Here is a 19,389-nt window from a genome sequence, read left to right as displayed (position 1 = left end):
CCGTAAAAAAGAAATGCATACAACCCCGGGGAAAACCAGGATCGCAGCGAGTTTGATGCTGACCAAAGAGACAAATTCATTGCTGACTTCATCCATTGCCAACCCCACAAGGAGGTTGGTCTTTGATCCAAAGGAATTCTCAACCCAGCCGAAGCTAGACGAGGATAATTTGGCATTTGACAAGTGCACGCTGTTGAGTTCTCAAGGATCGGATGCTCCCACGACCCAGCCATCACAGCCAGGCCCGAAGGGCAACTTCTCTATCTTACCGATCTCGTCCCGCTTGTCAAATCGGCGCGCTGTGCGAATCAGAGATCCGCAGCGCAGCTGATGACAGCCGCAGAAGAGGTGGAGTCCCTATCCTAGACGCAAGCGCCTGTTCTCTCAAGTGAGAGTGGATCGGGAGTGGTTCTCCGCTTGAGGGGGGTGAAGCTCTTGGCTCCTCCGCTTCCCTGTGGGGCGAACAAGTAATAAGTTACGCGGGTCCCGGGGATCTGGCAAATCGGGCCACCCCACCCGGGCGTGTCGCCTTGACTCGTCGAGTGATTTCCTGCGGGTCAGGGGCAGTTTCGGTGTCGAAGCGCACCCGCAGTACGATCACGCCATGCCGGACTCAGCTGATCACCTCCCCACCCCAGGCCAGTTCTCGATGGACGCCGACGGCGGCGCGCATGAGGGGCGGGCGGCAGCTCAGCTGCTCGCGCGCATCGGGCGGGAGCTCGGCCTCGGTGACGACGACGACGCGGTCCGACCGCTCCGTGCGGTCCCACTTCCCTCGCGACTGGCCACCGCTGACCTCGCCTGGGCGAGCGTGAGCGCAGCCATGCTTGCCGCCGGCGGGATCCCGGCTTCGCTCGATCCGGATCGGATCGCGGTCGCGTTCCGCAGTGACCGTGTTCTGACGATCGATGGCGTCGCTCCCCCGGTCTGGTCCGAGTACTCAGGGTTCTGGCGGACGGCAGACGGATGGATCCGCACCCACGGGAACTATCCCCATCACGCGGCGGCGCTGCGTGCGGGACTCGGTCTGCGAGACGGTGCGGGCGGCGATCTCGTCGGGGGTGCCCTCGCCGAACGGGACTCTCACGATGCCGTCCGCGAGATCACGGCTGCCGGCGGGCTCGCTGTCGTCGTCGCTGCGGAGGATCCCGCCCTTGATCGTGCCGCCAGAGAGCGTCCGCTCCTGGAGATCAGCCGACCGGACGGGATGTCCGATGCGCCCGACCAACCCGCCGCTGGACGTTCCGTGCGTGTGGGCCGTCGACCACTTCAGGGCATGCGCGTCCTCGACCTGACAAGGGTCATCGCCGGCCCGGTGTGCACGAGGACACTCGCCCTGCTCGGTGCCGATGTGCTGCGCATCGATCCGCCGACGCTGCCAGAGCCGGAGTGGCAGCACCTCGATACGGGCCATGGCAAACGGTCGGCCGTGCTGGACGCGCGGAGCGCTCGCTTCCATGATCTGCTCGCGCACGCCGATGCCGTCGTGCTCGGATACCGTCCGGCGTCACTCGACCGGCTGGGGTTGGACCCCGACCTGCTCGTGCGCCGATACCCGGGCCTGGTGGTCGCGCAACTGAGCGCCTGGGGCACGGAGGAACCGGAGCGAGCCGGTTTCGACAGCCTCGTGCAGGCGGAATCCGGCATCGCGCTCATCGAATCGGTCGACGGTGATCGTCCCGGCGCACTTCCCGCGCAGGCTCTCGACCACAGCGCGGGCTATCTGCTCGCTGCCGCTGTGACCTCTCTGCTCCGGGGGCACCGCCGAGAGGAGCGTTCGTGCGTGGTCCGCACATCGCTTCGTCGCATCGCGGCGGAACTGCTCGGGATGCCGCGTCGCAGGATGGCCGGAGCCGAGGTCGAGTTCGACGTGCGGCCGCATGTCGCCCGGTTCGGTGTCGACGGGAGCGCAGTGGTGACCGCTCGACCCGCGCTGACGGGACTCGAGTTCGCGGCCCCGCACGCTTGGGGGGCCGATCAGCCCGTCTGGTGACGGCGTCCTCGCACCGACAGCGCGATGCAGAGCGCCACGGTGAGCGCACCCCAGAGGGCACAGGCCGGAGGGAGCACCCGATACGCGAGGTGCTGAACGGTGAACTCAGCGTCGAGGGGGCCGAAGACGACGAGACCCCCGACCCACGCGATGACGAGGAACCCGGGGAGCGAGATCCACCACGCCACGCGCACCCACGGCGGCGATGACTGCGTGACGCCCTGACGCGGTGTCTGCCGACGGAGCCGGAGCAGAGCCCAGATGCCGATGACCCCGAGGCCGATCAGGCTCGAACCGTGTTGGAGCCACTTGAACCCTGGCAGCGGTCCCCACATGTCGTCGAGGCCGGGGATCAGGTGCACGCCCCACCGTCCCTCATGCGTGAAGAGGTCCCACACGATGTGCGAGAGAACACCGATCACGAACGACGCCGCGAGCAGCAACGGATACGCGCGCGTGCGCCCCACACCGACTGCAGCTCCTGCCGCCGTGAGACCCCTGTCATTCCATTCCTCAGGCAACCGCCGAGCCAGCCGGAGCGGAGCGAGTTCGGGAACAGCCGGACGGAGCACGACCCGCCAGATCAGGAACAGCACGAACGCGAGAAGCCCTGTCCACACGACATTGCCGAACGTGTGCGTGAACGAGTAGTTCAGTCCTACGCCACGCACGAACAACGGCAGGTCCGGGGTCATCGCGCCGATCGCGATCGCAGCCGGCACGAGCGGCGTGCGGATGAACGGCAGCGCTACCAGGGCGTGGCTGGGCGTGAACGGCATCGAGCTCGGGCTCAGCCGACGAAGAGGCCGGCGAGGGTCTTCTTGCCACGGCGGAGCACGGAGACCCCGCCGGGAAGCGAGCCCTGGACCGTCGCCGTCTCGTCGTCGACGCGTTCGCCGTCGAGCGTGACGCCGCCCTGCGTGATCGCGCGCCTCGCCTCGGACAGGCTCGACACGAGCCCCGTCGACACCAGGGCCTCGACCACCGGGGTGCCGGCGCCGACGGTCGCATTCGGCAGCTCCTCCAGAGCAGTGCGGAGCGTCTCGGCATCGAGCGTGGTCAGGTCTCCCTGTCCGAAGAGAGCCTCGGAAGCTGCGATCACGGCAGCTGTCGCCTCCACACCGTGCACGGTCGCCACAACTTCGAGCGCCAGCCTCTTCTGAGCGGCTCGGCGGAACGGCTCCGCGGCCACGAGCTCGGCGTACTCCTCGATCTCCGACCTGGTGAGGAATGTGAAGACCTTCAGACGTTCGATCACGTCGGAGTCCGCGGTGCTCAGCCAGAACTGGTACATCCGGTACGGGCTGCACATGTCGGCGTCGAGCCAGATGGCGTTGCCCTCGCTCTTGCCGAACTTCGTGCCGTCGCTGTTCGTGATGAGGGGTGTGCCGATGGCATGCACCGACGCCCCCTCGGCACGGCGGATGAGCTCGGTGCCGCTGGTGAGGTTGCCCCACTGATCCGAGCCGCCGGTCTGCAGCACGCAGTCGTACTGCCGGTACAGCTCGAGGAAGTCCATGCCCTGCAGGATCTGGTAGCTGAACTCGGTGTAGCTGATGCCCTCATCGGAGTTGAGTCGCGCCGCGACCGCATCCTTCTTGAGCATCGTGCCCACACGGAAGTACTTGCCGATCTCGCGCAGGAAGTCGATCGCGCTCAGCGGCGCCGTCCAGTCGAGGTTGTTCACGATGCGGGCGGCGTTCTCACCCTCGAAGCTGAGGTAGCGCTCGACCTGGGCACGCAGGCGTCCGACCCAGTCCTCGACCGTCTCCCGCGTGTTCAGCGTGCGCTCGGCCGTCGGACGGGGGTCGCCGATCAGACCGGTCGAGCCGCCGACGAGACCGAGCGGCTTGTGACCGGCGAGCTGGATGCGACGCAGCGTGAGCAGCTGCACGAGGTTTCCGAGGTGCAGACTCGCCGCCGTCGGATCGAAACCGCAGTAGTACGTGATCGGGTCTCCCGCGAGCAGGGCGCGCAGCGCCTCCTGGTCGGTGGACACATGGACCAGGCCACGCCACACGAGTTCGTCCCACACGTTCTCGAACGCGGGATCGATCGCCTGGGGTGCGGTCGTCAGATCGGGAGTTGACACGCGCTCCAGGCTATCAGCGCGGTACAGCCTCGAATTCCGCTCAGACAGGCGTGTCAAGACGGTCGAACTCCTGCGCCGTCAGCGAGATCGATGCCGCATCCATGGCGGCGTCCAACTGCTCCACTCTGCTTCCCCCGACGATGGGGCGGATCCCCCGTGCGAGCTGCCAGCCCAGCACGATCTGCCCTCTGCCGACTCCGCGAGCGGCGGCGATCTCCTCCAGCACCGCGAGCCGCCGCGTGGTCCCCGGGTGGTCGTACACCTCGGGTACCGGTTTGGCCTGGTTGTCATACGCCCCCGAGAGCAACGGCGTGTACGCCCACACCTCGATGCCGTTGTCTCGGGCGAAGTCCCGCTGCTCATCGCTGAGCACGCCGAAGGGATGCGCCACACCGGGTGGGAGGGTGCCCGGTCGGGTGCGCAGGTAGGTGCTGTTCAGCTGGAAGGCATCGATGGGGACGCTGCCGATCGACTTGGCGTGAGCGCGGGCGCGTTCGATACGCCAGGCAGGATGGTTGGAGGCGCCGACACGGGTCACCGTGCCGGCGGACGTGAGCGCGGCCAGGGCGTCGACGGTGTCCTCGATCGCGACGGCGCGGTCCTCCTGGTGCAACCAGAGCAGGTCGATCCTGTCGACGCCGAGGCGATCGAGAATCCCCTCGACGGCTGCACCGATCGCGCGTGGCGAGAGCCCGGTGCGGTGATCGGGCCAGGAGCCGGGCCACAGCGGCTCCGCTCCCACCTTGGTGGAGATGCGCACCTGCTGCCGGGCGCCTGGTCGTGCCGCGAGCCAGCGTCCGATGACTTCCTCCGACGCTCCCCCGTGTCCGCTCTCGCTCGCCCAGAAGCTGTAGCAGTCTGCCGTGTCAATCCAGGTGCCGCCCCGCTCGACGAAACGGTCGAGCAGGGCGAAGGAGGTGTCCTCGTCGACGAGCGTGCCGAAGGACATCGCGCCGAGGACGAGCGGGGATGCGGGTGCGTTCCGAGTGGTCATGACCTCACTGTGCAACCTGGAGCGCACTCCAGGTCAAGACCTATGCTCAGGAGATGACGACGTACACCCCGGCGGAGACCGCAGCGCGTTCCGGCTTCAGCATCGACACGCTCAGGTACTACGAACGGGAAGGCATCCTGCCCACGGTCACCCGCACCGCCGGCGGGCATCGCGCCTACACCGACGCCGACCTCGGGCTGCTCGACTTCCTCAAGTGCCTTCGCGAGACGGGCATGCCGGTCGAACAACTGCGCCGCTACGGACAGCTTTGTCGGAGCGAGGAGACGATCCCCGAACGGATCGCACTCCTCGAAGAGCATGCGGCGACGGTCGAACAGCAGCTCGCCGAGGTCCTCGCGCAGCAGCGACGCCTCGCGGAGAAGCTGGACTGGTATCGATCGCTGAGTTGAGGTCGCTCAGCTGTGCGCCGCCCACCACACCAGGAAAGCGGCACCCAGCGCGATCACCCAGCTCACCAGACTGCCGACGAGGAAGTACTCGGCGCGGGCGCCGGTCTCGCCATCGCGGGAGATCTCGGGGAATCGGACGATGCCCTTCGCCGCGAGCATCGCGGCGAGGATCGGATACGCCGCGGCGAGCGTGAGGATGAGGACGAGGATGCGCTCCAGCGGTCCGATCAGTCGACCGCCTTTGAAGCCGCTGCGCGGATCGCGGGGTGCGGGTGCCGTCTCGGCACCCTCCTCCTGGACGGTGTCTGCCTGGACGGTGTCTGCTTCGGTGGTTCCTGTTTCCACGGTTCCGGCCACGACAGGCGCTGCCTCCGCGGTCGGCATCGCCGGGTCACGGGGAAGCCACGTGTGCTCGCCATCGAGTGCCGCACGCACCACGAGGTTCGACGACTCGAGGAGGAAGACCCCGGCACCGAGCGCGAGCATGGCGAGATCGAACGGAACCTCCCCGAACGGCGACCGGAGGTGCCAGATCGCACCGATGAGACCGGAGTCGGAACGGGCGCCGAGCCAGACGACGGCTCCGACGCTCAGAACCGCGAGCAGGACGGCCGGCCAGAACCCCAGGGGCGCCGGACGCTCCGTCGGCATGCACCACACCCAGAGCGCGCCGACGACGAGGGCGAGCACCATGGGAAGAAGGGCATCGCCGACGCTGCCGAGCAGGAGCAGGATGACGGCGATCACGAGATAGCCGACCCAGCGGCGGGGCGCGAACTGACGCACCAGATCGGCGGCGCCGACCGCCAGGAGGAGGAACCCCGCGACGATCATGCGCGCGCCCCTCGAAGCGCGGCTACGCCCTCGATGAGCGCAGCCGTTCCCGCACTGCGCAGCGACTTGGAGACGCTGGGCTGGGTGATGCCCTCTTCCGCAGCGAGTTCCTGCTGGGATCGACCGAGCAGACGACCGTAGGCGAGCCGTCGTTCCCGCTCGCTCATCGCCCCCACCAGCTCGTCGCGGACGAGGAGGTAGGCGTTCGATGCCGCGATCGTGCTCTCCATGACCTCATCCTGCCCGGATGATCCGACAATCCACGACCGCGTGCGCGGCACGGCGCGACTCTCTCGCGCGTGCACGGTCTCGATCGCCGCTCTGGCCGCGTACCAGCCCGGTCCGTCGGCGAGTTCACCGTGCACGGACTCGACAGGGCGCACCTCCCCCACCCCGATGCCGAAGCGGAAGGCGACACCGTCAGGCAGCCGCAGCTGGATCATCAGGAGCGACACCATGGCGTCGGCCAGATCGAGATAGACACCCTGCTGCTCGTCGCCGACGGTGGGCGTGAGCGGCTGCGCGGCCAACGGGAGGTCTGCTTCGACGTCGGCTATGGTGTCGTCGAGCACGCGTTGCGCGGCTGTGCGATCGTCGAGACGACGAGAACCCACGATGTCTGCGAGTACCGCGATGACCATGGCATAACCATATCACGAATAACCCTCGACTTATGCGTCAATTGGTTATATCTTGAGATCATGCCTGAATCGCACATGATCCCCTGGTCCGACGGAGCCTGGACCAACGCTCCGACCTCCCCCGCCGCGCTACCCGCCGGAACGACTCCCCTCGATGTCACCGCGGTGGAGAGCAGCGATGCCTGGCGGCACACCGCTTACGGCTTCGTGCACGACACCGAGCACGCCCTGCTCGCCCCGCTCGGGGTCGGCGAGGCCATGGAGGTCTCCTTCCGCGCACCGTGGGACGGCCAGTTCGACCAGGCAGGCGTCTTCGTGCGCATCGACGAGGAGCACTGGGTGAAGACGGGTCTCGAGTACGCCGACGGCCATCTGGGACTCGGCGCCGTGGTCACAGCCGGTGTCTCCGACTGGTCCGTCGGCCACGTCGACGAGTGGCTCGAGAACGAGATCACCGTGCGCGTCAGCCGCTGGGCGGATTCCCTGATCGTTCGCGCCCGCGCCGACGACGGCCCCTGGCGACTCGTCAGGGTCGCCCCATTCGACGGACAGGCAGCCGCGGCAGCCGGTCCGTTCCTCGCGGCACCGACCCGCGCCGGCCTCACCGTGCGCTTCACGCGCTGGGAACGGTCGGAGGCCGACGCCGACCTGCACTGAGCAGGCAGCGACGGTGGCCGCCTGCGCCTCCGGTCAGAAGCCTCCGGTCAGATGCCGAGGGCGTGGGCTGCCGCCTGTGCGCGCGCGACGAGTTCCGCGCGCTGCTCGGCGACCCGTTCCGGTGCGGTGCCGCCGATCCCGGTCCGCGACCCGACGGAGCCCTCGATCGTGAGGACCTCGCGCACCTCGGGCACGAGATGCGGCGACACCGAGAGCAGCAGCTCATCGGAAGCATCCTCCAGCCCGATCCCCCGCTCCTCGCACGCCCGCACGAGCGCACCGGAGATCTCGTGCGCATCCCGGAACGGCACGCGGCGCTTCACGAGCCACTCGGCGACATCGGTCGCAAGGGAGAACCCCTGAGGCGCGAGCGCCGCCATCCGTTCGGTGTCGAAACGCAGCGTCGCGATCATCCCGGCGAACGCGGGAAGCACCACCTCGAGGGTCTGCACCGAGTCGAAGACCGGCTCCTTGTCCTCCTGCAGGTCGCGGTTGTACGCGAGCGGGAGGCCCTTGAGGGTGGCGAGCAGGCCGGAGAGGTTTCCGATCAGACGCCCCGACTTGCCCCGAGCGAGCTCGGCGATGTCGGGGTTCTTCTTCTGCGGCATGATGCTCGAGCCCGTCGAGTAGCCGTCGTCGAGGGTGACGAAGCCGAACTCGCGGGTGTTCCAGAGGATGATCTCCTCGGACAGGCGCGAGATGTCGACGCCGGTCATCGCCGTGATGAAGGCGAACTCCGCCACGACATCGCGAGCCGCCGTGCCGTCGAGCGAGTTCTCCGCGGGGCGGTCGAGGCCCAGCTCGGTCGCCACGAGTGCGGGGTCGAGCCCGAGGGTGGAACCGGCCAGCGCTCCGCCGCCGTACGGCGAGACACCGGCGCGACGACGCCAGTCCACGAGACGTTCGAGCTCACGCACCAGCGGCCACCCGTGCGCCTGCAGGTGGTGGGCGAGCAGCACCGGCTGTGCGTGCTGCAGATGCGTGCGGCCGGGAAGGATCGCCGTCGGATGAGCCTCGGCCTGAGCGACCAAGGCATCGATCACCCGGAGGATGTCGCGGGCGATCACTCGCGCATGGTCGATCAGGTACATGCGCACGAGCGTGGCGATCTGGTCGTTGCGGCTGCGACCGGCACGCAGCCGCCCGCCGAGCTCCGGCCCTAGCTCGACGATCAGCGCCTGCTCCAGCGCGCCGTGGACGTCCTCATCGGTCGGCACGGGGCGCAGAGTGCCGTCGGCGACCTTGCGCGCGACCGCGTCCAGCCCCTCGTGCATCCGCCGCGCCTCGTCCGGTTCCAGGTACCCGGCCGCTTCGAGCGCGGTGGCGTGCGCGTGGGAGCCCGCGATGTCGTACGGAGCGAGGATCCAGTCGAAGTGGGTGGAACGGCTCAGCTCCACCAGTTCAGGCGAGGGCCCTGTGGCGAAGCGGGCGCCCCAGAGCGCGCCTTCGTTGGTGCCTTCGTGCGTCGCGTCGCTCATCACGTGTCCTTCTTGCCGAGGAGCCAGACCAGCAGCGCCTTCTGCGCGTGCAGGCGGTTCTCGGCCTCGTCCCAGACCACGCTCTGCGGACCGTCGATCACGCTGGAATCGACCTCGTAGCCGCGGTCGGCAGGGAGGCAGTGGATGAAGATCGCCTCAGGATCGGCCAGGGTCATCGTCTCCGGAGTGACCTTGTAGCCGCCGAGGTCGCGGATGCGTGCGAGCTTCTCCTCCTCCTTGCCCATCGACACCCAGGTGTCGGTCACGACGACGTCGGCACCGGCAGAGGCCTCGACCGGGTCGGTGAAGAGGGTGATCGACCCGCCGGTCTCGGCGGCGCGTCGATCGGCGGCCTCGATGACATCCGCACGAGGAGCGTAGTCCTCGGGCGACGCGATGCGCACGTGCATGCCCGCAGTCACACCGGCGAGCGCGTAGGAGTGCGCCATGTTGCTCTGGCCGTCTCCGAAGAACGTCAGCGTGAGCCCCTTCAGGTCGCCCTTGTGCTCGCGGATCGTGAGCAGGTCGGCGAGCAGCTGACACGGGTGGAAGTCATCCGACAGCGCATTGATGACCGGCACACGTGTACCTTCCGCCATCTCCTCGAGACCCGACTGCGCGTACGTGCGCCACACGATGGCGGCGACCTGGCGCTCCAGGACGCGAGCGGTGTCGGACGGGGTCTCCTTGCCGCCGAGCTGGCTGCTCGCTGTCGAGATGATCAGCGGCGAACCGCCGAGGTCGGCGATCCCCACCGCGAACGAGACGCGGGTGCGCGTGGAGGACTTGTCGAAGATGACCGCGACGGTCTGGGGGCCGGCCAGGCTCTTGTCGGCCCACCGGTCCTTCTTCAGCTCGATCGCGAGATCGAGGATCTCGGCCTGCTCGGCGGGGGTCAGATCGTCGTCACGCAGCAGGTGGCGGGTCATGCGGATACCTTTCCGGCAGCAGAGGCCTGGACGTCGGCGAGCGAAGCCGTGAACAGCTCGCGGAACTCGGCGAGCTCGGCGTCGCCGATCGTGAGAGCCGGTGCGATGCGAACCGTCTCGGGGTTGGCGGCGTTGACGATGAGACCGCGCTCCTGGGCGGCCGCGACGACCTCACCGGCGACGGGTGCGGTCAGCGCCACGCCGATAAGCAGACCACGTCCGCGCACACCGTCGATCAGCGGCGAGTCGATGCCGAGCAGGATCTCGCGCAGCTCGGCACCACGACGGGCGGCGTTCTCGACCAGGCCGGCACTCTCGATCTCGGCCAGGACCGCATCCGCGACCGCGGTCGCGAGCGGGTTGCCGCCGAAGGTGGAACCGTGGGATCCCGGGGTGAAGAGCGCACTGGCAGCACCGAAGGTGACCAGCGCGCCGATCGGGAAGCCGCCGCCGATGCCCTTGGCGAGGGTGATCGCATCGGGGGTGATGCCCTCGTGACTGAAACCGAACCACTCACCGGTACGACCCGCACCCGTCTGGATCTCGTCGACGATCAGCAGGGCGCCGTGAGCGAGGGTCAGCGAGCGCGCAGCGGCGAGATAGCCCTCCGGCAGCTCGACCACTCCGGCCTCGCCCTGGATGGGCTCGACGATGATCGCGGCGACGCGGTCATCCATCGCGGCCTCGAGAGCCTCGATCGTGGCGGGGATGTGCTCGACCCCGGCGGGCATCGGCTCGAACGGCGCGCGCATCGAGGCCTTGGCGGTGAGCGCGAGCGAGCCCATCGTACGACCGTGGAAGCCGTTCTCGAGAGCGAGGATGCGCGGCCGCTCGGAGCCGCCGTGCAGACGCGCGAGCTTGAACGCGGCCTCGTTGGCCTCGGCACCCGAGTTCGAGAAGAACACGCGACCGTCGATGCCGGCACCGGCCAGACGCTTCAGGCGTGCCGCGAGCGCGAGCTGGGGCGGGGTGGCGAAGTAGTTCGACACGTGCGCGAGCGTGGCCGCCTGCGTCGAGACCGCCTCGACGAAGGCCGGATGCGCGTGCCCGAGCGAGGTCACCGCGATGCCCGCGAGGAAGTCGAGGTGGCGTCGGCCGTCGGCATCCCACAGGTACGAGCCCTCACCGCGGACCAGCAGCGCGAGCCGCTCCCCCGCGTTGAGCACGAGATCGCGTGCCGCATCGTCCTGCCAGACGGTCATGCCGTCACCTCGTTCTTTCCCAGGACCACTTCGGTCCCGATTCCCTTGCTGGTGAAGAGTTCGACGAGCACCGAGTGCGGCACCCGCCCATCGATGATCGCCGCCGCGTCGACGCCGCCCTCGACCGCGTCGAGACAGGCCCGCATCTTCGGGATCATCCCCGACTCGAGCGTCGGAAGCATCTGGATGAGCACATCCGACGTCAGATGGGAGACGAGCGAGTCGCGGTTGGGCCAGTCGGCATACAGCCCCGGCACGTCGGTCAGGATGACGAGCTTTCGCGCGTGCAACGAGACCGCGAGAGCGGCTGCCGCGGCATCCGCGTTGACGTTGAGCGACTGCCCGGGGTGATCGAGATCGGGCGCGATGCTCGACACCACCGGGATGCGCCCTGCGGCGAGGTGGTCGAGCACGGGCGTCGGATCGACCTCGACGACGTCGCCGACCCGACCGAGGTCGACTTCTTCGCCGTCGATCACGACACCACGACGGCGCCCTCCGAAGAGTCCGGCGTCCTCCCCGCTGAGGCCGGTCGCGATCGGGCCGTGCGAGTTGATCTTCGACACGAGCTGCGGGTTGACCTGACCGGTGAGCACCATGCGCACGACGCTGATCGCCTCGGTGTTGGTGACGCGGTAGCCGCCCTTGAACTCGCTCGGGATCTCGAGCCGCTGCAGCATGTTGGAGATCTGCGGCCCTCCACCATGCACCACGACCGGAAGCACCCCGACGTAGCGGAGGTAGGCGATGTCCTGGGCGAAGGCGTCCTGCAGCTCCTCCGACACCATGGCGTTGCCGCCGTATTTGATGACGACGATCTGGTCGCGGAACTTCTTCAGCCACGGCAGCGACTCGATGAGCGTCGTGGCCTTCTGCGCGGCGACGTCCGGCGTGGTGTCCTGGATGTCGGTCATGAGGCGTAGGCGCTGTTCTCGTGCACGTAGTCGTGGGTCAGGTCGTTCGTGAGCACCGTGGCCGTCGACTCCCCGACCTTGAGGTCGATCATGAGGTGCGTGGCGCGCGGGGTGAGGTCGACCTCTTCGCGGGGGCGGTCCGGACCACCCTGGCTGCAGACGCGCACGCCGTTCATCCAGACGTCGACGTCGTAGGGGTCGAACTGCGCATTCGTCGTTCCGATCGCCGCGAGCACCCGCCCCCAGTTCGGATCGTTGCCGAAGATCGCCGCCTTGAAGAGGTTGTTGCGCGCGACCGACCGGCCGACCTCGACGGCGTCCTGCTCGGTCACAGCATGCTGCACCTCGATCGTGATGTCGTGGCTCGCGCCCTCGGCGTCACCCTGCAGCTTGACCGCGAGCTCCTGGGAGAGCTCGATGAGCGCGGCGGTGAAGTCGTCGAGGTCCGGCACGACCTCGGATGCCCCGTTGGCGAGGAGCGTGACTTGGTCGTTCGTCGACATGCAGCCGTCGGAATCGAGACGGTCGAACGTCTGCCCTGTCGCACGGCGCAGCGCCTCATCGGCCTGAAGCGGCTCGAGGACGGCATCGGTGGTGATCACCACGAGCATCGTGGCGAGTCCCGGCGCGAGCATGCCCGCACCCTTCGCCATACCGCCGATCGTCCAGCCATCACGGCTGATCACGGCGGTCTTCGCAACGGTGTCGGTGGTCATGATGGCCTGTGCCGCGCTCTCCCCGCCGTCGGCGCTGAGCTCGGCGATCGCCTGCTCGGTGCCGGCCAGCACACGCGAGCGGAACGTCTCGTCCCCGGTGCCGATGAGGCCGGTGGAGCAGATCAGCACGTCCCCGGCGCTGACGCCGAGCAGTTCGGCCGCCTTCTCCGCCGTCTGGTGGGTGGTCTGGAACCCGAACGCGCCGGTGAAGCAGTTCGCACCGCCGGAGTTGAGCACCACGGCCTCGACGACCCGGTCGGCCACTGCCTGCTGCGACCAGATGATCGGGTTCGCCTTGGCGCGGTTGCTGGTGAAGACCGCGGCACCCACCTTGCGAGGTCCGCGGTTGACGACGACGGCGACATCGGGCTTGCCGGTCGACTTCAGCCCGGCGGCGACACCGGCCGCTTCGAATCCTGCGGGGGCGGTGACGCTCACGGCGCTACTCCGTTCACTGAGAGGGCGCGGGCTTCGGGAAGACCCAGCGCGATGTTCATGGATTGGACGGCAGCGCCGGCGGTGCCCTTGACGAGGTTGTCGACCGCGGTGACGACCGTGACCCGGTTCGCGGCCCGGTCGATCGCGAGGCCGATCAGCGCGGTGTTGGCTCCGAGCACGTCGGCCGTGCGGGGGAAGCGTCCCTCGGGCAGCAGCTGCACGAAGGTCTCGTCGCCATAGGCGCTCTGCCAAGCGTCACGGATCTGCGCATCCGTCGCACCGTCGACGATGGGTGCGGTGGACGTGGCGAGGATCCCGCGCGACATGGGCACCAGCACCGGCGTGAACGAGATCCGGATGCCGTCGGACTCCACCCCGGACGCCGCGGCGAGCGCCTGACGGATCTCGGGGATGTGTCTGTGGGTTCCGCCGACCGCATAGGGGTTGGCGGTGCCCAGGATCTCGCTGCCGAGCAGGTTCGTCTTGAGGCTCTTCCCCGCGCCGGACGGTCCGACGGCGAGCACGGAGACGATGTCGGAGGGGTCGATCACCCCGGCGGCCACACCGGGCGCGAGGCTGAGACTCACGGTGGAGGCATTGCATCCCGGCGCCGCGATGCGCGTGGCTCCACGGAGGTGCTCACGCTGCTTGACCCCGTCGATGAGGAGCTCTGGCACACCGTAGGTCCACGGCTCGTGGAAGTCGCCGCCGTAGAACGCATCCCACGCCGAGGCGGACGTGAGTCGGTGGTCGGCGCCGGCATCGATCACGAGCGGGACATCGCCCAGCGCATCGGTGTACTGCCCCGACTGCCCGTGCGGCAAGGCGAGGAACACGATGTCGTGGCCGGCGAGGATCTCCGGTGTCGTGTCCTGCAGCGTGAGGTGTGCGAGTGAGCGCAGGTGCGGCTGGTGGTCGACGAGAGGCTGCCCGGCGTTCGAATGCGCCGTGACGGTGCGGATCTCCATGTCGGGATGGGCGGCCAGGAGGCGCAGAATCTCGCCGCCTGCGTAGCCGGATGCGCCGGAGACGGCGACGGAATACGTCATGCTTCTACCTTAACGGTCAGGCCCTCGAGGAAATCGGGACCGTGGACGGGGCCGGAGGCGGCGACACCGGCACTCGACCGCCGTGCGCGCACGGGCAGAAGGGCGGGGTCGCCTACAGTCGGCGGCCGCGGCGTCGGCGCACAGCGATGACGCTCGGAGCGAGCGTCGGAGAAGCGGTGGCGGCCGAAGGCATGTCGCGACAGTAGCGCGGCCTCGGCTGCCACCGCAAATCCGGTTCGTCATCTGCGGGGTGAGGGCTCCAGCGGTGCGGCGAAGAAGGCGAGTTCGTGGGCACTCGAGACCTCGAAGACGTGGCGCATCCTGGCGCGGGTCGCGGCATCAGCCGTTGCCGCCGCTTCGGAGGCGTAGGCGATCGCCGTCTCGGTCGCCTCTTCGAACGCGGGATCGGCGTAGGCCACCAGCCACGAGGCGTAGGGGTGCTGGGGATCCTGCGCGTACTGACCGAAGGCCCCGGCATGCAGGCGTCGGCCGAGGTCGGTGTATAGCCAGAAGCACGGGAGGACGGCCGCGACGATCTCTGCGTAGTCCCCACCGAACGCGACAGAGCGCAGGTGATCGAGGTAGGCGGTGGTGGCCGCCCCCGGCTCGGCGGAGAACGTGTCCGCGCTCACCCCCTGCGTCGGAGTCAACCACGACGCGTGCAGCTCTAGCTCGCCCACGATCGAACCGCGTGCCGACTCCGCCCAGAACGCCTGCTCATCGGATGTCGGCGCGAGCCGGGACGCTTCCGCGAGCACACGGGCGTACTCGCGCAGGTACAGCGCGTCCTGGGCGAGATAGGACAGGAACGGTCCGCGCTCCAGCGTCCCGTCGGCGAGCGCGCGGATGAAGGGCAGCTCGTCGATCGCGGTGCGGATCTCCCTGATGTCGTGCCACCAGTCCGCCGCGATGTCGTCCGCGACCGGACGGGCCTCTGTTCCCGCCCGTTCCCAGAGTCCGGAGAAGTGGTTGATCGGCCCGTGCCCACCGCCGACGCGCAACGCGTCCCCCGCCCGCAGGGCTTCGCGAAGCCAGATGCGCGCGGCGCCGACGGCCGCTTCTGCGTCGTGCCCCCGCGCGAGCAGGGTCGCGAGCGCGGACGACAGCGAGCAGCCGGTGCCATGGGTGTTTCCGGTCGTGATCCGTCGTCCTGGAAAGTCTCTGCGCAGACCGCGCGCCGCGTCGACCAACGCATCGGGGGCCTCATCGCCGACGAGATGGCCGCCCTTGACCAGGACGGCCGCATCGATCCGGGCGGACAGCTCGTGCGCCGCGGAGATGGCATCCTCCCAGTCGGCGATCTCCCGACCGGCGAGCACCGCGAGTTCGGCGAGATTCGGAGTGACCAGAGTCGCCCGCGCGAGGAGTCCGTGCAGTGCTCGCTCCGCCTCCGGATCCAGCAGCCGGTCGCCGGAGGTCGCGACCATGACGGGATCGAGCACCACGACAGGCGGGCGCACGCGGTCGAGCCACGCCCCCACTGCGCGGATGACCTCGGCGTCGGCGAGCATCCCGATCTTCACGGCGTCGATCACGATGTCGTCCGACACGGCATCGAGCTGCGCGCGGAGGAAGTCGACCGGCGGCACGTGCACAGCGCGCACGCCCTGCGTGTTCTGCGCGGTCAGCGCCGTGAGCACAGCCATCCCGTACCCGCCGTTCGCGGCGATGGACTTGAGGTCGGCCTGGATGCCCGCACCTCCGGACGGGTCGCTCCCGGCGATGCTGAGCACTCGCGGTACACCCCCGGAGCGCCAGCGCCGCAGGAACCGCGTCGCTACGGCGGCCGGATCGTCGGCGGCACACAGCGCCGAGACCACGGCCACCCCCGCCGCACCGGCATCGCGAAGGGCCTCGGTGTCGTCGATGTGGACACCGCCGATCGCCACGCACGGGAGTGCGCTGCGCCTGGCGAAGTCGCGAAATCCCTCCACGCCCAGCGGGACGGGGTGATCCGGCTTCGTGAGGGTGGGACGGATGACGCCGACCCCGAGGTAGTCGACCGTCCCGGCCGGGAGGGCCCGCACCGCGTCGAGGTGCGCGGCGGTGTTGGCGGTGAGGCCGATCAACGCGTCGGGTCCGAGTGCCTCACGGGCGCGCAGCACCGAGGCGTCGCCCTGACCGAGGTGCACGCCATCGACCCTGGCTCCACGCTCACGAGCAGCCACGGCCGCGCCCAGCCGATCGTTCACCACGAGCAGCGCCCGACCGTCGATCGCCTGCGACAGCGCGACCAGCTGTTCGACCGTCTCCTCGTCGGTCGCGTCCTTGTCGCGCAGCTGCACGATGCGCACCCCGCCTTCCACCGCGTGCCGGACGGTCTCGACGACGCCCCGGTCTCCGCACAGCTCCGCATCCGTGACGAGGTAGAGCGAGAGGTCGGCGTTCACAGGGCACCGCCTTCGACGCGGGCACGGACCCTGATGTCAGCGGAATCCACCGCGGCGAGGGCATCCAGCAGCGCGACGGCGAAGCTCCCCGGCCCGGTGGACCGCTCCGCTGCCTGCTCCGCCGCGATCGTGTACACGAGGCTCGCCGACGCGACCGCCGTGAGCGCGTCGTGCCCTGTCGCCCGCGCAGCGCCGAGGAAGGCCGCCATCACCGCGCCCAGAGCACAACCGCCGCCCGTGACCCTCGTGAGCAGCTCGTGCCCGTTGGACAACCGCAGCACGCGTTCGCCGTCGGTGAGCAGATCGATCGGGCCGGACACGGCCACCACACCGCGTGTCGTCCGAGCCAGCGCCGATGCGGCCTCGGCCGCGGACTCGGTGCTGTCGGTGGAATCCACACCTCGCCCACCGGCGCTGAGCCCCGCGAGAGCCAGCACCTCCGAGGCGTTGCCGCGGATCGCGGTCGGACGCTGCTCGACGAGTTGACGCGCGAGTGCGGTGCGCACCGGGAGCGCACCGACCGCGACGGGGTCGAGCACCCAGGGCGTACCGGCTGCCCTCGCACCGGTGACGGCTTCCAGAGTCGCCGCGCGCTGCTCCGGGGTGGGCGTCCCCAGGTTGACCAGCATCCCCGAGGCGACACCGGCGAACATGCCGGCCTCCCCGACGATGTCGACCATGGCGGGGGCAGCCCCGAGCGCCAGCAGCACGTTGGCGGTGAAGCCGGTGACCACGGCATTGGTGATGCAGTGCGTCAGCGGTGGCGCCTCACGCAACACCCCCAGCAGCACCGCAGCCTTTTCGGCGAGATCGTGTGTGGAATCAGGACGCAGAAGATCGCTCATCGCGACATCCCTTCGCTAGTACGAACTAGATCAGGTTCGACGGGTCTGTTCTCAGCCGCGGATCGCGGCACCCCGTGTCACTGTCCGCAGTCTATCGATCGGCCAGCAGCGCCCGCTCCTGCGCCCGCGTGAGCCCGGCACGTCGTTCGCGGTCGAGTCCGCGCTCCCGTTCGTCGGCGAGCACGCGCTCGATCGTGTCGACGAGCGGACGGAGCGTCCCACCGGTCTCATGGAATGCCGCGTTCGAGCGGGTCATGAATCCCGTCATCTCGGGCGGGAGCCACAGCGGCAGGGAGTGCGGGCCGGCCCAGTGGTCCACGTCATGCGCGATGAGCCACTCCTCGTCCGCGACGATGGTCGCCCCGGTGTGCCCGGATGCAGCGCGGACCATCCGCAGCACATCCGCGAGAGGCCTCTCGTCGCCGACGGCGTTGACGGCTCCGCTGCCTCGCGCGGTGACGATGTACTCCGCCAGATCGTCGACGTCGATCAACTGAGCGCTCCGCCCGTCCAGCGGGGGCAGCAGCACGGCGTCAGCGTCGGCACGAGCGAACGCAGCACTCCAGTAGCCGAAGCGGTCGCTCAGGTCTCCGTCGCCCACGATCAGGCCGGGACGCACCACGAGTGCCCGCTCCCCCAATCGGGCGACGGAGTCCTCGGCGGCGACCTTCTGCGCCGCGTACTCGTACTCGTCGCCGAGAACCGCCGCCGGGTGTCGTGGAGCCGATTCGTCCGCACCGACCGTCTCGTCATCGGAGTACACCGACACGGATGACACGTACGTCCATCGTGCCGCTCGATCGCCCAGCATCTCGACTGCCCGATCGACATGCGCCGCCTGGGAGGAGATGTCGACGACGTGGTCCCACTCCCGTCGTGCGAGGTCGGCGTAGGTCGAAGCCTCCTCGCGATCGCCACGCACCAGGACCGTTCCCTCCGGCGCGGGCCGTGTGCCTCGAGCGAGGCAGGTGACCGTGGCTCCGTGGTCGCGCCAGTGACCGGCGACGCGCCCGGAGAGCCACCCGGTGCCGCCCAGGATCAGAACATCCGTCATGGTGTGCCTGCACCCAACCGGTCAAGGCCTGCCAGCACCGGAACCGTCCAGGCGGGGTCGGGCCGCCAGCGGGTCCACGCGGAGTCGAACGGCCAGTCGTCGGCCTCGAACGACGCGATGGCCGCGTCCGCGTGCCGCTCGATCTGCGCGGCCTGCTCGGAACTGAGCCGTCCCTGGGCGATCGCGGCGACGAGCTCATCCTCGTCCTTGAGGTGGATGCCGCCCGCCGGATCGATCTCGACGTCGAGGATATGGTCGGACGAGAAGGTGTCCCGGTCTGTCCGCAGATGCGCGTTTTCGAGATTCACGTACCACCCGGAGAACGCCCAGTCCGGCCCGGTGGTGTCGCTCCAGAAAAGCCAGATCGACCACGGCATCCCCGCAGGGGCGATGCACAGCACCCCGTTGCCCCGCCAGCGCTCCACGATGCGCGTCCGCGGCTCGAGCCAGCGCCGGGCGAGAGGCACTTCCCGAACGCGCTGTCCATCGCTGGAGCCGGGCGCCTCCTGGAGCGTCCCGGGAGCGAGCCAGGCCACGAGACCGCGCTCATCATCACGGACCACGCGCATCGGCGAGATCCTGGACGGCTCTCCCGGCTGCCACCCCGGTTTCCGGTAGTGCCAGTCGATCTGTGCGCCGGGCTCGAGGAACGGCCCCTCGCCGAGCGGTCGCGCCCCGTCGGGGACGGCGGCCGGAGTGCCCTGGGGGAGGATTCTCATCCCGCCACGGTACTCCGGCGCCGACCTGGATCAT

18 protein-coding genes and 1 riboswitch are annotated in these 19,389 nt (G+C 69.0%); of the genes, 3 read left to right on the top strand and 15 right to left on the bottom strand.

Annotation, left to right across the window (positions count from 1 at the left end; all coding sequences use genetic code 11):
* Positions 1–604: 604 nt before the first annotated feature.
* On the top strand, positions 605–1,993 hold the full coding sequence (locus AAY78_RS14840; RefSeq protein ID WP_082108709.1) for a CoA transferase: 1,389 nt from the start codon (positions 605–607) through the stop codon (positions 1,991–1,993).
* On the opposite strand, the gene AAY78_RS14835 is transcribed toward AAY78_RS14840, so the two are convergent.
* From AAY78_RS14835 to AAY78_RS14825, 3 genes are read right to left on the bottom strand one after another with little or no spacing between them, the layout of a single operon-like run.
* Positions 1,978–2,772 carry a DUF4184 family protein gene (locus tag AAY78_RS14835; protein ID WP_046749042.1) on the bottom strand — a complete coding sequence of 265 codons (795 nt, stop codon included), beginning with the start codon at positions 2,770–2,772 and terminating at the stop codon, positions 1,978–1,980. The two genes, AAY78_RS14840 and AAY78_RS14835, sit on opposite strands and share 16 nt — an antisense overlap.
* An 11-nt stretch (positions 2,773–2,783) precedes the next feature.
* The gene (gene tyrS / locus AAY78_RS14830; protein ID WP_174799785.1) at positions 2,784–4,085 is read right to left on the bottom strand and encodes a tyrosine--tRNA ligase; all 1,302 of its coding nucleotides are present in this window, start codon (positions 4,083–4,085) and stop codon (positions 2,784–2,786) included.
* A 40-nt stretch (positions 4,086–4,125) separates the two neighbouring features.
* A complete protein-coding gene (locus AAY78_RS14825) occupies positions 4,126–5,079 on the bottom strand; it encodes an aldo/keto reductase (protein ID WP_046749041.1) in 954 nt (317 codons plus the stop codon).
* 53 nt (positions 5,080–5,132) lie between these two features.
* Between AAY78_RS14825 and AAY78_RS14820 the strand changes: the two genes are divergently transcribed.
* On the top strand, positions 5,133–5,489 hold the full coding sequence (locus AAY78_RS14820) for a MerR family transcriptional regulator (RefSeq protein ID WP_046749040.1): 357 nt from the start codon (positions 5,133–5,135) through the stop codon (positions 5,487–5,489).
* A 6-nt stretch (positions 5,490–5,495) separates the two neighbouring features.
* Here AAY78_RS14820 and AAY78_RS14815 read toward each other — a convergent pair whose 3' ends face one another.
* Together AAY78_RS14815 and AAY78_RS14810 are read right to left on the bottom strand one after the other, a co-directional pair.
* Positions 5,496–6,323: a hypothetical protein gene (locus AAY78_RS14815; RefSeq protein WP_046749039.1), complete on the bottom strand. Its 828-nt coding sequence runs from the start codon at positions 6,321–6,323 to the stop codon at positions 5,496–5,498.
* Positions 6,320–6,964 (bottom strand): SatD family protein, encoded by a 645-nt coding sequence (locus tag AAY78_RS14810; protein ID WP_046749038.1) that lies wholly within the window; start codon positions 6,962–6,964, stop codon positions 6,320–6,322. The genes AAY78_RS14815 and AAY78_RS14810 overlap by 4 nt, the downstream gene beginning before the upstream one ends.
* Positions 6,965–7,024: 60 nt before the next feature.
* Between AAY78_RS14810 and AAY78_RS14805 the strand changes: the two genes are divergently transcribed.
* Positions 7,025–7,621: a DUF1349 domain-containing protein gene (locus tag AAY78_RS14805; protein WP_046749037.1), complete on the top strand. Its 597-nt coding sequence runs from the start codon at positions 7,025–7,027 to the stop codon at positions 7,619–7,621.
* A gap of 47 nt (positions 7,622–7,668) precedes the next feature.
* Here the strand turns inward: AAY78_RS14805 and argH are convergent, their stop codons facing one another.
* The 10 genes from argH to AAY78_RS14755 form a co-directional block, all read right to left on the bottom strand.
* Positions 7,669–9,099: an argininosuccinate lyase gene (argH, locus tag AAY78_RS14800; protein ID WP_046749036.1), complete on the bottom strand. Its 1,431-nt coding sequence runs from the start codon at positions 9,097–9,099 to the stop codon at positions 7,669–7,671.
* Positions 9,099–10,028 (bottom strand): ornithine carbamoyltransferase, encoded by a 930-nt coding sequence (gene argF / locus AAY78_RS14795; protein WP_046749035.1) that lies wholly within the window; start codon positions 10,026–10,028, stop codon positions 9,099–9,101. Before argF ends, argH begins: the two co-directional genes overlap by 1 nt.
* A complete protein-coding gene (locus tag AAY78_RS14790) occupies positions 10,025–11,230 on the bottom strand; it encodes an acetylornithine transaminase (protein ID WP_046749034.1) in 1,206 nt (401 codons plus the stop codon). The genes argF and AAY78_RS14790 overlap by 4 nt, the downstream gene beginning before the upstream one ends.
* A complete protein-coding gene (argB, locus tag AAY78_RS14785) occupies positions 11,227–12,144 on the bottom strand; it encodes an acetylglutamate kinase (RefSeq protein WP_046749033.1) in 918 nt (305 codons plus the stop codon). The genes AAY78_RS14790 and argB overlap by 4 nt, the downstream gene beginning before the upstream one ends.
* Entirely contained in the window at positions 12,141–13,298 is a 1,158-nt protein-coding gene (gene argJ, locus AAY78_RS14780; RefSeq protein ID WP_046749032.1) for a bifunctional glutamate N-acetyltransferase/amino-acid acetyltransferase ArgJ, read from the bottom strand. Before argJ ends, argB begins: the two co-directional genes overlap by 4 nt.
* On the bottom strand, positions 13,295–14,347 hold the full coding sequence (gene argC, locus AAY78_RS14775; RefSeq protein WP_046749031.1) for an N-acetyl-gamma-glutamyl-phosphate reductase: 1,053 nt from the start codon (positions 14,345–14,347) through the stop codon (positions 13,295–13,297). Before argC ends, argJ begins: the two co-directional genes overlap by 4 nt.
* 239 nt (positions 14,348–14,586) lie before the next feature.
* Positions 14,587–16,737 carry a bifunctional hydroxymethylpyrimidine kinase/phosphomethylpyrimidine kinase gene (locus AAY78_RS14770; RefSeq protein ID WP_046749030.1) on the bottom strand — a complete coding sequence of 717 codons (2,151 nt, stop codon included), beginning with the start codon at positions 16,735–16,737 and terminating at the stop codon, positions 14,587–14,589.
* Positions 16,734–17,582: a hydroxyethylthiazole kinase gene (thiM, locus tag AAY78_RS14765; RefSeq protein ID WP_046749029.1), complete on the bottom strand. Its 849-nt coding sequence runs from the start codon at positions 17,580–17,582 to the stop codon at positions 16,734–16,736. Before thiM ends, AAY78_RS14770 begins: the two co-directional genes overlap by 4 nt.
* Positions 17,573–17,667, bottom strand: a riboswitch (TPP riboswitch). It overlaps the preceding gene by 10 nt.
* Positions 17,668–17,673: 6 nt before the next feature.
* On the bottom strand, positions 17,674–18,636 hold the full coding sequence (locus tag AAY78_RS14760) for an NAD-dependent epimerase/dehydratase family protein (RefSeq protein WP_046749028.1): 963 nt from the start codon (positions 18,634–18,636) through the stop codon (positions 17,674–17,676).
* On the bottom strand, positions 18,633–19,355 hold the full coding sequence (locus AAY78_RS14755; RefSeq protein ID WP_052748799.1) for a DUF402 domain-containing protein: 723 nt from the start codon (positions 19,353–19,355) through the stop codon (positions 18,633–18,635). Before AAY78_RS14755 ends, AAY78_RS14760 begins: the two co-directional genes overlap by 4 nt.
* Positions 19,356–19,389: the final 34 nt, after the last annotated feature.

Source organism: Microbacterium sp. Ag1, from assembly GCF_001005635.1.
GTDB classification, from domain to species: Bacteria; Actinomycetota; Actinomycetes; order Actinomycetales; family Microbacteriaceae; genus Microbacterium; species Microbacterium oxydans.
This window is presented reverse-complemented; position numbering and strand designations above follow the sequence as displayed.